Annotated in this window: 14 protein-coding genes; 8 read left to right on the forward strand and 6 right to left on the reverse strand. The window is 74.2% G+C overall.

What is annotated here, in order from left to right; translation table 11 throughout:
• Positions 1-9: 9 nt before the first annotated feature.
• Genes ACIRG6_RS02345 through ACIRG6_RS02355 form a run of 3 tightly spaced genes read right to left on the reverse strand, consistent with a single transcriptional unit; the run spans position 10 to position 3,166 of the window.
• Positions 10-873, reverse strand: a complete 864-nt coding sequence (locus ACIRG6_RS02345) for a carbohydrate ABC transporter permease (protein WP_318218422.1) — start codon at positions 871-873, stop codon at positions 10-12.
• Positions 870-1,811 (reverse strand): carbohydrate ABC transporter permease, encoded by a 942-nt coding sequence (locus ACIRG6_RS02350; protein WP_403320302.1) that lies wholly within the window; start codon positions 1,809-1,811, stop codon positions 870-872. The genes ACIRG6_RS02345 and ACIRG6_RS02350 overlap by 4 nt, the downstream gene beginning before the upstream one ends.
• Entirely contained in the window at positions 1,808-3,166 is a 1,359-nt protein-coding gene (locus tag ACIRG6_RS02355; protein WP_364677282.1) for an extracellular solute-binding protein, read from the reverse strand. Before ACIRG6_RS02355 ends, ACIRG6_RS02350 begins: the two co-directional genes overlap by 4 nt.
• Positions 3,167-3,542: 376 nt before the next feature.
• Here ACIRG6_RS02355 and ACIRG6_RS02360 point away from each other — a divergent pair, with 376 nt between their 5' ends.
• Genes ACIRG6_RS02360 through ACIRG6_RS02375 form a run of 4 tightly spaced genes read left to right on the forward strand, consistent with a single transcriptional unit; the run spans position 3,543 to position 7,976 of the window.
• Positions 3,543-4,073 (forward strand): toxin, encoded by a 531-nt coding sequence (locus ACIRG6_RS02360; protein WP_318218425.1) that lies wholly within the window; start codon positions 3,543-3,545, stop codon positions 4,071-4,073.
• Positions 4,070-5,269, forward strand: a complete 1,200-nt coding sequence (locus tag ACIRG6_RS02365; protein ID WP_403320305.1) for an MAB_1171c family putative transporter — start codon at positions 4,070-4,072, stop codon at positions 5,267-5,269. The genes ACIRG6_RS02360 and ACIRG6_RS02365 overlap by 4 nt, the downstream gene beginning before the upstream one ends.
• 60 nt (positions 5,270-5,329) lie before the next feature.
• Positions 5,330-6,517, forward strand: a complete 1,188-nt coding sequence (locus ACIRG6_RS02370) for an MAB_1171c family putative transporter (RefSeq protein WP_403320307.1) — start codon at positions 5,330-5,332, stop codon at positions 6,515-6,517.
• A gap of 55 nt (positions 6,518-6,572) precedes the next feature.
• Positions 6,573-7,976 (forward strand): NAD(P)/FAD-dependent oxidoreductase, encoded by a 1,404-nt coding sequence (locus tag ACIRG6_RS02375; RefSeq protein ID WP_403320308.1) that lies wholly within the window; start codon positions 6,573-6,575, stop codon positions 7,974-7,976.
• A gap of 13 nt (positions 7,977-7,989) precedes the next feature.
• Here ACIRG6_RS02375 and ACIRG6_RS02380 read toward each other — a convergent pair whose 3' ends face one another.
• Together ACIRG6_RS02380 and ACIRG6_RS02385 are read right to left on the reverse strand one after the other, a co-directional pair.
• A complete protein-coding gene (locus ACIRG6_RS02380; RefSeq protein ID WP_403320309.1) occupies positions 7,990-8,838 on the reverse strand; it encodes an SMP-30/gluconolactonase/LRE family protein in 849 nt (282 codons plus the stop codon).
• A complete protein-coding gene (locus ACIRG6_RS02385; protein ID WP_403320312.1) occupies positions 8,835-9,608 on the reverse strand; it encodes an IclR family transcriptional regulator in 774 nt (257 codons plus the stop codon). Before ACIRG6_RS02385 ends, ACIRG6_RS02380 begins: the two co-directional genes overlap by 4 nt.
• Positions 9,609-9,770: 162 nt before the next feature.
• On the opposite strand from ACIRG6_RS02385, the gene ACIRG6_RS02390 reads away from it, so the two are divergent.
• Positions 9,771-10,370, forward strand: a complete 600-nt coding sequence (locus ACIRG6_RS02390; protein ID WP_403320315.1) for a hypothetical protein — start codon at positions 9,771-9,773, stop codon at positions 10,368-10,370.
• Here ACIRG6_RS02390 and ACIRG6_RS02395 read toward each other — a convergent pair.
• A complete protein-coding gene (locus tag ACIRG6_RS02395) occupies positions 10,321-11,235 on the reverse strand; it encodes an ATP-grasp domain-containing protein (RefSeq protein WP_403320317.1) in 915 nt (304 codons plus the stop codon). The genes ACIRG6_RS02390 and ACIRG6_RS02395 overlap by 50 nt on opposite strands.
• Before the next feature lie 128 nt (positions 11,236-11,363).
• On the opposite strand from ACIRG6_RS02395, the gene ACIRG6_RS02400 reads away from it, so the two are divergent.
• The 3 genes from ACIRG6_RS02400 to ACIRG6_RS02410 all read left to right on the forward strand — a co-directional run bounded on the left by ACIRG6_RS02400 (position 11,364) and on the right by ACIRG6_RS02410 (position 14,916).
• On the forward strand, positions 11,364-11,993 hold the full coding sequence (locus ACIRG6_RS02400) for an O-methyltransferase (RefSeq protein ID WP_403320319.1): 630 nt from the start codon (positions 11,364-11,366) through the stop codon (positions 11,991-11,993).
• Between the two features lie 87 nt (positions 11,994-12,080).
• On the forward strand, positions 12,081-13,559 hold the full coding sequence (locus ACIRG6_RS02405) for an acyl-CoA synthetase (RefSeq protein ID WP_403320321.1): 1,479 nt from the start codon (positions 12,081-12,083) through the stop codon (positions 13,557-13,559).
• Entirely contained in the window at positions 13,552-14,916 is a 1,365-nt protein-coding gene (locus ACIRG6_RS02410) for a carboxyl transferase domain-containing protein (RefSeq protein WP_403320322.1), read from the forward strand. The genes ACIRG6_RS02405 and ACIRG6_RS02410 overlap by 8 nt, the downstream gene beginning before the upstream one ends.
• Positions 14,917-15,127 lie beyond the last annotated feature (211 nt).

Consider the following 15,127-nt stretch of genomic DNA (forward strand, 5'->3'; position numbering starts at 1 on the left):
TCGGGCTGGTCACTGGCCCGCGAGGCCGGTGTGCGCGACACCCGCCACGATCTGGCGCTGGAAGAAGACGAAGACGATGATCAGCGGCAGGCCCGCCATGAGACCGCCGGCCATGAGCTGGGCCCACTGGATGCCGTAGGAGTTCATGACGGTCGCGATGCCGTTCGGCATGGTCATCAGGTCGGGGTTGTTGGTGACCATGTAGGGCCACAGGAAGTTGTTCCACGACGCGATGAAGGTGAAGATGCCGACCGCGGCGAGGGAGGGGCGCGACAGCGGCAGGACGATGGTGAAGAACACCCGCCAGCGGCCCGCCCCGTCGATGAAGGCGGCCTCCTCCAGTTCGCGCGGGATGCCCTGGAAGAACTTGTAGAGGATGTAGACCATCGCGGCGGGCGCGCACTGCGGCAGGATCATGCCCCAGTAGGTGTCGACCATCCCCATCTGCTGGACGGTCGTGAACAGGGGGACGCCGAGCACGGCCGGGGAGACCATGAGTCCCGCCATCACCACGCCCATCAGGACGCCCTTGCCGCGGAACTCGGTGCGGGCGAAGCCGTATCCGGCCAGCGCGCTCACGAACAGCACGACGGTCGTCACGCACACCGACACGACGACGGAGTTGACGAACCAGTCGGTGATGTTGCCGGTCTCGAAGATGGCCGTCCAGGCCTGGCCGGTCCAGTCCTTCGGCAGCCAGTGCGGCGGCACCTCGACGGCCTCGGTCTCCGACTTCAGGGAGGTGAACAGCGCCCAGACGAGCGGCGAGAGGATCACCGCGGAGACGGCCGCGCCGATCAGCGTGAGCACGATCTGGCTGGGCGTCCACGCCTTGCGGGGCTTGACCCGTGTCTGCTGTACGGCGGTGGTCATCGGCCGCCCTCCTCACGGTTGCGCAGCAGCCACATCCGCGCGAGGGCGACGGCCGCGATGAGCACGAAGAAGATGATGGAGATCGCGGAGGCGTAGCCCACGCGGTAGCTGGTGAAGCCCTCTTCGAGGGTGTACTGCACGAACGTGCGGGTCGATTCCTCGGGACCGGTGCCGAAGTCCATCATCACGACGGCCTGGTCGAAGACCTGGAGCGAGGCGAGGATCTGCAGGGCGATCACGAGGCCGGTGATGTTGCGCAGCATCGGCAGGGTGATGTGGACCATGCGGTGCCAGGCGCCCGCCCCGTCCAGCCGGGCGGCCTCGTACAGGTGGGCGGGGATGCCCTGGAGGGCGGCGAGGTAGAGCAGGAAGCTGAAGCCGACCGTCCACCACAGGGTGCAGATGACGACGGCGAGCATGGCGTACGACTTGTCGGTCAGCCACGGGGTGTCGATGCCGAAGACGTGGTTGATCATGCCGGTGCCGGGGTTGAACAGCCACTGCCACAGGTTGCCGGCGACGGTGGACGGCAGCAGGAACGGCAGGAAGAAGCACAGCCGCCACAGCCACTTCCCGCGCTCGATGTGGTGGGCGAGCATCGCGAGGAGGAAGGCGAGGACGGTGATGCAGGGCACGACGAGCAGCGTGAAGAAGGCGCTGTGGCCGAACGCGTCCCACATCAGCGGGTCCTGGAACGCCTCGCGGTAGTTGTCGAAGCCGATGAAGTCCGCGCCGTCGCCGGAGATGTTGGCGTCGGTGAAGCTGAGCCACAGGCCGCGCAGCAGGGGCCAGATCACGAACAGGGCGAACAGCAGGAGGAAGGGGGCGACGAACCAGCCGCCGTGCTGGAAGCCCTGCCCGCGGCGGAGGGTGGCGGTGCCGGCCGCGGCCTCGGCGCGTGCCGGGCGGATGACGGTCTCGGCGCTGGTCGTCGTCATGCGGCCGCACCTCCCTGCGCGGCGGTGAGGCCGTCCATCGGGTTCTTGGTGGCGAGCAACTGGCCGAGCATGCTCTTCATCCGGCGGGCGGCGGCGTCCGGCCCCGCGGAGCCCATCGTCGAGGAGACGACGAGGGGGCCGACGCGCTGGGCGAGGATGCCGGTGGAGCCGGCGAACCACACCTTGGGCTCGGTGGCCTGGTGGTCCATCGCGGAGACGTACTCGTTCTGGGGCTGGAGCTTCTTGTACTCGGCCGTGGACAGGGTCGGCGTGTACGCGGGGATGTGTCCGCCGGCGGCCCACTGCCGGGCGTGCTTGACGACGTAGGCGGCGAGTCGGTGCGCGCCGTCGTTGGTGGCGCCGCCGCGGCCGGCCTGGTGGGGCAGCACGAAGGAGTGCGACTCGGCGTGGGTGGCCTGCTTGCCGAAGACGGGCGGCAGCGGGACCGCGCCGTAGTCGATCTTCGCGCTGTCGAAGACCGGCACGGACCAGTTGCCCTCCCACACGAACGGCGAGCCGTTGACGAACTGTTCGGCGCCCGCGCCGCCTCCGAAGCCCGGGTTCGCGTACCCGTCGGTGATGTGCCGGCGCAGGAACTCCAGGACCTGGGTGGCCTTGTCGGTGTCGAAGGTGACCTCGGTCTTCGCGTCGTCGAACCAGGTGCCGCCGAGCTGGGTGTAGAAGGCGACGAAGAACCACCACTGGAAGTTCTGGTCGTTGAGCCACAGGCCGATGGTCTGCAGGCCCTTCTTCGTGGCGGCCCTGGCCTCCTTCAGCATGGCGAACCATTCGTCGGTCGACGTCGGGGACACCATCCGCCCGTCGGCACCGAGCAGGCCCGCCTTCTTCAGCACGTCCTTGCGGTAGAAGCAGAGCTGGACGTGGATGTCGAGCGGGAGGGCGTAGAGCTTGCCGTCGACGACGGCGCGCTTCCACAGGGTGGGGTTGAAGTCCGCCTCCCGTACGCCGTACTTGGCGAGCAGCTCGACGTCCCAGGGGTCGAGGAGGCGGCCGGGCGAGAAGCCGGGCACCCGGCCCAGGTGCATGACGCCGAGGTCCGGTGCGCGGTTGCCGGCCGCGGCCATGGCGAGCTTGGTGTAGAAGGGGCTGCCCCACTGGAGGGTGGAGTCCTTCACGTCGATGCCGGGGTTGTCCTCACGGAAGGCGTCCAGCATCGCGATCATGTTGTAGCCGTCGCCGCCGCTGAAGAGGTTCCAGTAGCGCACCCGCGTGCCGGCGTCCGAGGCCAGGGCGTCGGCGCCCGTGCCGAGGGCCGCGAAGCCGAAGCTGCCCGCGACCGTCAGGCCGCCCGCCGCGGCCAGAAAGTGCCTGCGATTCAGGCCAGGTCGTCCCATGCCCTGCCCCATCTGTTGGTGATGTACCGGTGCGCGAAGGGAGAGCCCTCCCCCGCCCGTTCGAGATTTCGAATCACGCTCGTAACTTCGAACGGGAACGTAAGGTGGGAGCACGCACACGTCAATAAGTCGCGCAGGACTTTCGCGCGGCGGAGGGCTTTTCTCATGGAACGTCGGTCTCCGGATCGCGGGACGCGGGCGGAGGCGGGCGCGTAACGTGGCCTTCTCCCGCGCCTCGCCCACCCCGACGCCCTGCGGGCGGTATCCCGCCGCCGGGTCACCGCCCGGAGGTGGCTGAGCGGACCGGAGTCTTGGCATATTGCACGGGTGGACCGCGCGGCACCCCGCGAGCGGAACGGGACCCGGGAGGAGAACGGTGCGTACGAGCAGGCAGATGCGTCGCCTCGCCGACGCGCTCATCGACCCCATCCGGGTGCCGGTCCCCGCGGACCCGGAGGCCCTGTTCGAGGCGCTCGTCGCGTCCGTCGCCGCGTGGCGGGGCCGCGAGATCGTGGTCCGCCGGGAGACCTTCCCGCCGCACACCGCCAGCGGGCTGTGGCTGGAGGCCGGGACGCACGACGTCGTGGTGGTCGACCGGCGGGCCGCCGTGTGGCACCAGATCGTGATCCTCTGCCACGAGGTGTGGCACATGAACCGGCACGCGGCGGACACGGAAGCGGAACCGTCCCCGGCCGGGGACGGCCGGCCCCGCGCCGTCGCCGCGCGCACCGACTTCAGCCTGACCGAGGAGCAGGAGGCCGACCGCTTCGGCATGCTGATGGGCCGCCGGCTGCGCGGCTGGCTGGAGGCCCCGCAGGACTCCGTGTACGCGGCGCGGGACGACGACGCCGAGGGCCTGGCCGGACGCATCGGCGCCGCGCTCAACTACCGGGGGCACCACCGGTGATCGGCCTGGCCAACTACGTCAGCAGCGCCGTGCTGTGGCTCGGCCTGGCCGCCAGGGCTCCCGACCTGGTGCGCCACCGGCACGACCCCTACCTGCGCTCTCTCTGCGCGGTCCTCGGACTGGCCGGGCTCTGCTTCCTCCTCGGCGCCCCGCCGACCGTCGGCGCCGTCAACCGGCTCAGCGGCGTCCCGAACCTGGCCGCGCCGCTCACCTACGCGTCGATCACCGCGTACGGCGCCGCCGCGCAGGTGCTGATCGTGTACTGGCGCGGCGGCCCCCGGGTGCGCCTCGTCGCGCGCCGCTGGATCCTCGCGTACACGCTCGTCGTCCTCGGCATCGCGGTCGCCTTCGCGCTGGGCGACGCGCCCGTGGAGCGCCGGACCGACCTGGACACCTACTACGCGACGACGCCGTACATCGGCCAGATGATCGTGCTGTACCTGGCCGGGCACCTCACCGCCGTCACGGTCACCACGGTGTCGGCGCTGCGCTGGGCCCGGCAGGTGCACGGCCCGCTGCGGGTGGGGCTGACGGTGCTGGGGGCCGGCACGCTGTGCAACGCCGGGTACAGCGTCTCCAAGCTGGCGGCCGTGGCCGCGCGCTGGAGCGGGCGGGACTGGCCGGTGCTCGTCACCGGGATCTCCCCGGCGGCGGCCGCGGTGAGCGCCTTCCTGACGGTCGCCGGGATCCTGATCCCGCTGGTCGCCCCGCGGGCCGCCGAGTGGCGGCGGGCCGGGCGGACGTACGCGCGGCTGGCGCCGCTGGAGCGGGTGCTCGACGACGTCCTCACCCGGCGCTCCCTGCGGCTGCCCCGGCCGCGCCTGTCGTCGCCCGCGACCCGGCTGGTGTGGCGGCAGACCAGCATCCACAACGCGCTGAGCCATCTCGCCCCGCATCTCGACGGCGCCCTGTTCGACCGCGCGCGCGAGGACGTGCTGCGGGCCGGCGGCGACCGCGAGCGGGCCGAGGCGCACGCGTGGGCGGTGGCGGTGGCCTCCGCGGCGCGGGACACGGAACTCTGGGACACTCCCCCGGGCGGGACGTACGGCGGCCCCCGCGCCGACGCCGCCGGCCGGCTGCCCGAACGGCTGCCCGGACCGGCCGCGCTGGTGCGCATCGCCGACGCGCTGGCCGCCGCCCGACCCGTCGCCCCGGCCCGGGAGCGCGGCGCGACGGCCAGGGCGGGCGGGGTATGAAGGGGAGGGTGTGGACCGGGCGTCTGTGAACCGGGCGCCGAGCGAACGGAGTTCTCCGGCATGAGTCTCGTCGTGTATCTGGCGGCCGGGGTGTTCGGGCTGTCCTGCCTGGTGCTGGTGCGCCGGCCGCGCGGTCCCGTGCGCAGCCCGCTGGCCCTGTCCACCTGCGCGGCGATCGTCCTCGGCTCCCTGGTCTTCGTCTGCGCGGCTCCGCTGACCCTCGCCGCCGTCAACGACCTCACGGGCGTACCGAACTTCGGGGCACCCCTGACGTACGGGATGCTGTCGGCCTACAGCTGCTCGCTGCTCGTGCTGCTGATCAACTGGCGGGGCGGTTCCCGCGCGCGGGTCCGGCGCCGGGTGCTGCGCAGCATGGGCGCCTACGGGCTGCTGATCGTCGCGCTCGTCGTGCTGTTCGTGCTCGCCGACGCGCACACGGAGCGGCTCACCGACCTCGACACGTACTACGCCAACACCCCGTACATGCGCGAGATGATCCTGCTGTACCTGCTCGGGCACAGCGCCGCGACGCTGGTGATGTGCGCGGTGTGCGTCCGGTGGCTGCGGGAGGTCGACGGGCTGCTGCGGACCGGGCTGCGGCTGATCCTGGTCGGCAGCGTGCTCGACGTGGTCGGTTTCCAGCTGGCCAAGTACACGGCGGTGGTGGCTCGTTGGCGGGGCCACGACCTGGACTTCCTGTCCACGACGCTCGCCCCGCCCATGGCCTCGCTCGGCGCCCTGACCTGCTCCGCCGGTTTCGTGCTGCCGCGGCTGCTGCCGGCGGTGGTGGCCCAGTGGCGGGGCCTGGACGACTACCGCGGGCTCGGCCCGCTGTGGGCGCTGCTGCGGTTCGTGCCGACCGCCCCGAAGCCGCCGGCCGCCTGGTGGCAGCTGCCCCGGGAGCGGCTCCAGTGGCGCGAGGTGTCCATCCACGACGCGCTGCTCGCGCTCGCCCCGTACTTCGACGACGGGGTGCGGGAACGGGAGCGGGACGCCGCCCTGCGCGCGGGCCGCTCCGCCCACCAGGCCCGGCTGGCCGCGGAGGCGGCGATGCTCGCCGACGCCGCGCGCCGCGCCGCCGCGCGGGAGGCGCCCCTGGACACCCCGAGCACGTACCGGCTGCACGCCACGGAGGTCTCCGGCCCGGGCGGACTGGTGGAACTGGCCCGCGCACTGGCGGCATCCCCGGCCGGCGACGCCGTGCGTGAAGGTACGGTGAGGGCCGCCCACGGCTGGACCCACGGCTGAACGCGTGGGGGTCCGGCGGGAGTTGACCGCAGTCCGGCCGAACCGGAGGAGAACCGTGTCCCGTAGAGCTGTCGTCATCGGTGCAGGGCTGGCCGGCATGCTGGCCGCGGCGGCGCTGTCCACCGCGGTGGACGAGGTGACCGTGCTGGAGCGCGACGAGCTGCCGGACGGACCGGAGCACCGCCGGGGCCTGCCGCAGGGGCGGCACGCGCATCTGCTGATGGCCGGGGGCCTGGCCGCCATCGAGGACCTCGTGCCCGGCGTCGGGATGCGCGAGCGGCTGCTCGCGGCCGGGGCGCACGAGATATCCCTGAGCTCGGGCATGCTGGCGCTCACGCCCGACGGCTGGCTGCGGCGCTGGCGCCACGAGGGCCCCGCCATGCTCACCTGCAGCCGGGCGCTGCTGGACTGGGCGGTGCGCGAGGCGGTGCTCGAACGGGCCGGGGTCGGCATCCGCAGGGCCACCGTGCGGGAGCTGACGGGCGGTCCGGGGCGCGTCACGGGTGTCCGCGCCGCGACGGCCGAAGGGGCCGGGGACGACGTCCTCGACGCCGACCTCGTCGTCGACGCGAGCGGTCGCGGCTCGCGCCTGCTCACCTGGCTGGACGGCCTCGGCGTGACCGGCGTCCGGGAGCGGACCGTGGACTCCGGCCTGGTCAACGCCACCCGCGTCTACCGCGTCCCGGAGGGCGCCGGGCGGTTCCCGCTGACGGTCGTGCAGGCCGACCCGTACGCGTCCCGGCCGGGCCGCAGCGGCATGGTCCTGCCCATCGAGGGCGACCGCTGGATGGTCAGCCTCGCCGGCACGCGGGGCGGCGAGCCGCCGGCGGACCCGGAGGGCTTCCTGCGCTACACGCTGGAGCTGCCCGACCCGATCGTGGGCCGGCTGATCTCGGGCGCCGAGCCGCTCACCGGGGTGCACGTCAGCCGCAGCACCAGCAATGTGCGGCGCTACGTGGAGAAGGCCCCGCACTGGCCCGAGGGGTTCGTCGTCCTCGGCGACGCGCTGGCCACCTTCAACCCGGCCTACGGGCAGGGCATGTCGGTGGCCGCGCTGGGCGCGCGGGTACTGGCCGGGGAGGTGCGCGGGGCCGGCGTCACGGCGCCCGGTCTCGCCCGCCGCGTGCAGCGGGGGGCGGCCCGGTCGGTCGACGCGGCGTGGGCCATGGCCGTCGGCCAGGACGTCAGGTACCCGGGCACGCGCGGCGGGAAGCCGAACGCCGCGGACCGGCTCGTCACCGCGTACACCCGGCGCCTGACGAGGACGGCGGCCGGTTCCTATCCGGCGGCCGCCGCCCTGTGGGACGTGACCAGCATCCTGACGGGACCGGCCCGCGTCCTGCGCCCGGCCACCCTGCTGGCCGCGCTCGCCGGCCCCCCGCTGCCCCCGGCGACCGAGCCCCCGCTGACCCCGTCCGAACGGGACGTCCTGCGCGCCCTGGACCGCACCGGCGCCTGAGCGCGCGCCCCGGTCAGCCCGTGAACGCCGGCTGCCGCAGTCCCTTGCCCGCTCCGGGCACCACCAGGACCGACCCGGCGAGCGGGTGCGGGGCGGTGAGGCCGGTGCGGGCGGTGGTGACGTACAGGTCGGTCAGCCCGGCGCCGCCGAACGCGCAGGCCGTGACGAGCGGGACGGGCAGGTCGATCACCCGGTCCAGCGTGCCGTCCGGCGTGTAGCGGCGTACCGCCGAGCCGCCCCACAGCGCCACCCACACACAGCCGTCGGCGTCCACGGCGAGTCCGTCGGGGAAGCCTGCGCCCTCCTCGACGGTGACGAAGGGGCGCCGGTCGGCGACACGGCCGTGCGCGTCGTCGTGGGCGAAGACGTCGATCCGGCGGGTCGGCGAGTCGACGTAGTACATCAGCCGCCCGTCGGGGCTCCAGCCGGTGCCGTTGCTGACCGCCACGTCGTCCAGGACGGTCGTCACGGTGCCGTCGCCGGTGAGGCGGGAGAGCGTGCCGCCGCCGGGGGCCTCGTCGTAGCGCATGGTGCCGGCCCAGAGGCTGCCGTCGGGGGCGACGGCGGCGTCGTTGGCCCGGCGGCCGGGGACGGGGTCGTGGTGCAGCAGGCGGAAGGTCCCGTCGGGGTCGACGACGGCGATGCCGTCCCGCAGGTTCAGGACGAGCCCGCCGCCGGCCCGCGGCTTGGCCGCGCCCACGTGCTGCTCGGTCGTGCGCACCGTCCGCCGCCCGGAGACGGGATCGTAGGTGTGCACGCGGCAGCCGAGGATGTCCACCCAGATCAGCCGGCCCGCGTCCGCGTCCCAGGTCGGTCCCTCGCCGAGGGCCGCCTCGGCCCGTACCGCCACCTCGTACGTCATGCCACGCTCCGGTGGCCGAGGCGCTCGGACAGGTCGGCGGCGCCCTTCACGGCGAGCTCCTCCAGTTCGGCGCGGCGCCCCTCGCTCCAGCGGATCATGGGCACGGAGATCGACAGCGCGGCGACGACCCTGCTGGTGCGGTCCCGGACCGGGGCGGCCACGCAGGACACGTCCGGGTTGGACTCGCGGTTCTCCACCGCGATGCCGCGCTCGCGGATCTCGGCCAGGGCCGCGCGCAGGGACGCCGGGTCGGTGATGCTGTTCGGCGTCATCGCGGTCAGCTCGGCGCCGTCGGGGAAGCGGGCGGCGAGCTCCGGCTCGGGCAGGGAGGCCAGCAGCATCTTGCCGACGGACGTGCAGTGGGCGGGCAGCCGGCGCCCGGCCGCCGACACCATGCGCACCGCGTGCGTGGAGTCGACCTTGGCGATGTAGATGACGTCGGTGTCCTCCAGGATGGCCACGTGCACGGTCTCGTCGCAGGTCTCGGCGACGCTCCGGGCGACCTGCTGGCCCTCGGCGGCGAGGTCGAGGTGCTCGGCGTAGCGGGCGCCGAGCTGGTACGGACGCACCCCGAGCCGGTACCGTCCGGGCTGGCCGGCCACGGGGACGATGTACTTGCGGGCGGCGAGCGTGGTGACCAGTTCGTGCACGGTGGTGCGCGGCAGCTGGAGCCGGCGCACGATGTCGGGGGCGGAGAGCGTGCCGTCCCCGTCGAGGAAGAGCTCCAGTATGTCGAGAGCCCGGGTCACGGCTGGTACGAGACGTCCCATGTCCGGCCCCCTCCCTAGGTGTCTCAGGCGCCTGCGGTCGCGATACCCGATGTTCGAGATATCAACAGGCGATCGGAATGGCGAACACAGGCTACTCATACTGCGTTTGCCGGGGCAATGGGCACGCGCGCCCGTCCTGCCCCGGTGAGCGACGATGGGCCCATGCCGTCCTCCCAGCGCCCCGCCGGCCCGTTCACGCCGCTCGACTTCCAGCTGGTACTGCTGCGCCGCATGGCCGACCACAACCCGGGCCTGGTCGAGGACGCCCGCCACGAGCTGGGCGCCTCGGTCGCGGACATGCGGGAGGCCAACCGGCGCTGGCAGGCGATGATCCGCTCCCCGCGGTCCCGGTCCGCCGCCTCGCGCTACCGCTCGGTGCTGGGCGAGCCCGAGTCGGCGGCCCCGCGCCGCATCGGGGACCTGGAGTGCGAGGCCCGGCAGTGGCCGCTCCCCCTCTGGCCGGACCTGCGCTTCGAGGTGCTCGTGGCCGAGAGGGGCGTCGTCTGGAACGAGTGGCTGGTCCGCGCCCCGGGCGCCGAGGGCCCGCGGCTGCGCACGCTGGACGACCTGACCCCCTGGTCCTGCACGGTCGACGAGGCCGCCCGCGCCTTCGCCCCGGCCCGCCCGCTGCAGGGCTCGGCGCCCACACGGTGGGGGCTCGCCTTCACCGCCCCGGACGCGGAGGGGAGGCGGCACGAGGTGGTCGCGGAGTTCACCTGGGGGCTGCTCCAGCGGACGGCGGCCGACGGCCGGCGGCCCTGACGATCTGCTCGGTGACGCGCGGCACCGAGCCCTCGTGCAGCCACAGGAACAGGTTCGGCTCGACCAGCTCCAGCTCCATCACCCGGGGCAGCCCGTCCTCCCCGTCCACCAGGTCGACCCGGGCGTACAGCAGCTCGGGTGCGCCGGGCACGGCGGCCAGGGCCCGTTCGGCGACGGCGCGTTCGGCCGGGGTGGCCGTCCAGGGCTCGAGGCCGGGATGCGCGACCTTCCGCTCGTCGTAGGGCGTGCCGGGCGTCAGGACGGCTCCCTTGCGGCTGGCGTGCAGCAGTTCCCCGCCGACGTACTGCAGGGCCCGCTCACCGGCCGTGTCGATGCTGCGCACATACGGCTGGACCATCGCCGTGAACCCCTCGGCGTGCATCCGCTCCACCTGCCGTACGGCGGTGGCGTGCCGGTCGGGCGTGTAGCGGGCGGCGAACCGGGCGCCCGCGCCGGAGGTCGGCTTGACGACGTACTCGTGGTCGCCGGGCAGGCCGACCGGATCGCCGGGGGCCAGGTACCGGGTGGGGACGACGGGCACCCCGGCCGCCGCGAGCTCCCCGAGGTAGCGCTTGTCGGTGTTCCAGCGCACCACCGCCGGCGGGTTCGCCAGCCGCGTGAGCTTCCCGCACGCCTCGGCCCAGGCCGTGAACTCGGCCGCCCGCCAGCTGTAGTCCCAGGTGGACCGGATGACGACGAGATCGAAATCGCCCCAGTCCACCGCGTCGTCGTCCCACACCTCGACGGACGCCTCGGCCCCCGCGTCCCGCAACGCCGCGACCAGCACGGGCAGATCCCGGTCGACACTGACCTGCGGACCGGGACGGCAGGTGACGAGAGCGATGCGGGGCGGGGCGGACGGCACGGGGACTCCTCCAGGGGCGCTGCGACCAGCTCGTACGGCAGTGCGACTGCCGGGCAGGCTAACAACATCCCGGCAACGGAGGGGCCTGGGCCGTGACCCGGTACGCACGCTGCGGCAGGATCGGCGGCATGTCGATCTCCGGAACGGACTCCTACGACACGGCGGCCGGGAGGCTGCCGCCGCTGGTCGAACGGGCGCTGGCCGCCGCCCGGGCCCACGGGTTCCTTTACTCCTGCCGGCCCGAACAGGGGCGGCTGCTGCACGCCCTGGCGGGCGGGGCGCGCGGGACCATCGGGGAGACGGGCACGGGCTGCGGCGTGGGGCTGGCCTGGCTGGCGTCCGGAGCGGGCGAGGGCGTACGGCTGGTGAGCGTGGAACGGGATCCCCGGCGCGCGCGGATCGCCGCGGAGGTGTTCGCCGACCGGCCCGGGGTGGACGTGCTCCCCGGCGACTGGACGCGGATCGGCGAGCGGGGTCCGTACGACCTGCTGGTGCTGGACGGAGGCGGGCAGGGCAAGTCGGAGCAGGACCCGGCCGCCGACGTGGGCCGGCTGCTCGCCCCGGGCGGCACGGTGGTCCTGGACGACTTCACCCCGGCCACCGAATGGCCCCCGACACACGAGGGCCGGGTCGACCGGGCGCGGCTGCGCTGGCTGGAGCACCCGGCGCTGCACACGGTCGAGCTGCCCCTGGCCCCGGACCTGGCCGCGCTGGTGGGGACCCGGCGGCGGCCCGGCGAGAGGGGGCGCGTGACGTGACCGGCGTCAACCTCCCGCGGCGTCGGATCACGCCGGCGCCGGGGTAGGAAGGGGGTGCCCGTTCCCCGAGTTCTCCAGGAGTGCCGCGTGTCCTCCCTCTTCCCCGCCCTCACCAGCGACCCGGGCGACCACGTCGCCCTGCGGTTCGGCGAACGCTCCCTCACCTACCGGGAGCTGGCCGCGGCGGCCGGGGCCGTCGGTGAACGGGTGCGCGGCGCCGGCCGGGTCGCCGTGTGGGCGGCGCCGGCGATGGAGACCGCCGTCGCCGTGGTGGGCTCGCTGCTCGCCGGTGTCGCCGCCGTGCCGCTCAACCCCAAGTCGGGCGGGAAGGAGCTCGGCCACATCCTGTCCGACAGCGCCCCGGCCCTGGTGCTGGCCGCGCCCGGCGACGAGCTGCCCGAGCCGCTCGCGGGGCTGCCGCGCGTGGACGTCGACGTGCGTGCCGCCGGGCCCGCCCCCGCGGACGACGGCGGCGCGGAGGATCCCGCGCTGATCGTCTACACCTCCGGCACCACCGGCCCGCCCAAGGGCGCCGTCATCCCCCGGCGGGCGCTCGCCTCGACCCTGGACGCGCTCGCCGACGCCTGGCGGTGGACCGGCGACGACGTGCTGGTGCAGGGGCTGCCGCTGTTCCACGTCCACGGACTGGTGCTCGGGATCCTCGGCCCGCTGCGGCGCGGCGGATCGGTGCGCCACCTCGGCCGGTTCAGCACCGAGGGCGCCGCGCGGGAGCTGAGCAGCGGAGCGACCATGCTGTTCGGGGTGCCGACGATGTACCACCGCATCGCCGAGGCCCTGCCCGGCGACCCGGAGCTGGCCAAGGCGCTCGCGGGGGCCCGGCTGCTGGTGTCCGGGTCGGCCGCGCTGCCCGTGCACGACCACGAGCGGATCGCCGCCGCGACCGGACGGCGCGTGATCGAGCGGTACGGCATGACGGAGACCCTCATGCTGTGCTCGTCCCGGTGGACACCCCCGGACCCCCGGCCGGGCGTCCGCGCGGACGGCGAGCCCCGCGCCGGGACCGTGGGCGTGCCGCTGCCGGGGGTGGAGCTGCGGCTCGTGGAGGAGGACGGCACGCCGATCACGGCGTACGACGGGGAGACCGTCGGCGAGATCCAGGTGCGCGGCCCGAACCTGTTCACGGAGTACCTCAACCGCCCCGACGCCACCGCCGCCGCGTTCACCGGGGACGGCTTCTTCCGCACCGGCGACATGGCGGTGCGCGACCCGGACGGCTGTGTCCGCATCGTCGGCCGCAAGGTCACCGACCTGATCAAGAGCGGCGGGTACAAGATCGGGGCCGGGGAGATCGAGAACGCGCTGCTCGAACACCCGGGGGTGCGGGAGGCGGCCGTCACCGGGGAGCCCGACCCGGACCTGGGCGAGCGGATCGTGGCCTGGATCGTCCCGGCCGGCCCACCGGCGCCGCCTTCCCTGGAGGAGCTGGCCGCGCACGTCGCCGGCCGGCTCGCCCCGCACAAGCGGCCCCGCGTCGTCAGGTACCTCGACGCGCTGCCCCGCAACGAGATGGGCAAGATCATGAAGCGGGCGCTGGACCATGGCTGAACGGCTCTCCGCGCGCGCGTTCCTCGCCCTCCTCACCGACGACTTCGCCGAACTCCCCCGTGCGGGCGGCGACGGGGAAGGCGACGGCCCGCTCGGCTGGCCCGGCTACGGCGCCCAGCGCGCCCGCGCCGCCGAACGCACCGGCGAGACGGAGTCCGTCGTCTGCGGCACCGGGCACGTCGAGGGCGTCCGGGCCGTGCTGCTCTCCTTCGAGTTCGGCTTCCTCGGCGGCTCGCTCGGCCGGCGCACGGGCGACCGGCTGGAGGAGGCGTACGCGTACGCGCGGGAGCACCGGCTGCCGGTCGTGCCGCTGGTCGCCACCGGGGGCAGCCGGATGCAGGAGGGCATGCTCGCGCTGACCCAGCTCCAGCGCGTCGCCCGGCAGTCGGCGCTCACCCGTCACGCGGGCCTCCCGCAGGTCGCCGTCCTGCGGGACCCGGCCACCGGGGGCGGCTGGGCGACGCTGGGCGCGGGCGCCGACGTGGTCCTCGCGCTGCCCGGCGCCCAGGTGGGCTTCGCCGGTTCCCGGGTCCGGCCGCCGGACGCCGACCCGGCGGCGTACACGGCCGAGGCGCAGGTGGCGGCGGGCAGCGCGGACGCCGTCGTGCCGCCCGGGGAGCTGCGCGCGACGCTGGGGCGCTGGCTGCGGCTGCTGACGGCGCCGTCGGACGCCCCGGCGCCGGTGCCCGGGCCGCTGGGCGCGACGGACCTGCCCGCCACCGGGTGGGACGCGGTCCGGCGGGCCCGGGCGCCCGAACGGCCCCGCGCCGCGGCCTACCTGGACGCCTACTTCACCCACCGCGTCGCCCTGTCCGGCGACCGCTGCGGCGGCACGGACACCGAGGGCATGCTGTGCGGCTTCGGCGAGCACGCGGGGCGGACGGTCGCGTACGCCGCCCAGACCGGCACGGCGACCAGGCCCGCCGGATTCCGCACCGCCGCCCGGCTGATCCGGCTGGCGGACCGGCTCGGCATCCCGGTACTGACCCTGGTGGACACCCCGGGCGCGGCGAACGACGCGGAGGCCGAGCGGCAAGGGGCCGGTGCCGCCATCGCCGATCTGTTCGGTGCCGTGGCCTCGGCCAGGACCCCGGTGACCACGCTGGTCATCGGCGAGGGCGGCTCGGGCGGCGCGCTGGCACTGGCCGCGCCCGGCAGCACCTGGGCCACCCCGGACAGCTATTTCTCCGTCATCGCGCCGGAGCTCGCCGCGGCGATCCTGAAGCGCACACCGGCGGAGGTGGAGGTGACGGCGGGCCAACTGCGCCTGAGGCCACAGGACTTGGCCGACCTGGGCGTGCTGCGGCTTCGAACAGGGGATCAGTTGTTCCCTGGAACAGGTGATCGTCGCTCGTGAGATCGCATGCGGCCCGTGAGCCCAGAGATACTTACGGTGCGCAAGCGACGGGCTGCAGACCGTAGTCGAGCGCGGGTCCCACACCATGCACTATGCAAGGAGCTGCACGATCATGAACCTTCTCACCGACATCCTCGCCGGCCTCGTCCACTTCGTCGGCCGGCTGGTCTGACGGTCCGAGAAACACGACGGCGCCGCCTCCCCGTCCCAG

Source organism: Streptomyces flaveolus (assembly GCF_044765825.1).
Lineage (GTDB): Bacteria > Actinomycetota > Actinomycetes > Streptomycetales > Streptomycetaceae > Streptomyces > Streptomyces flaveolus.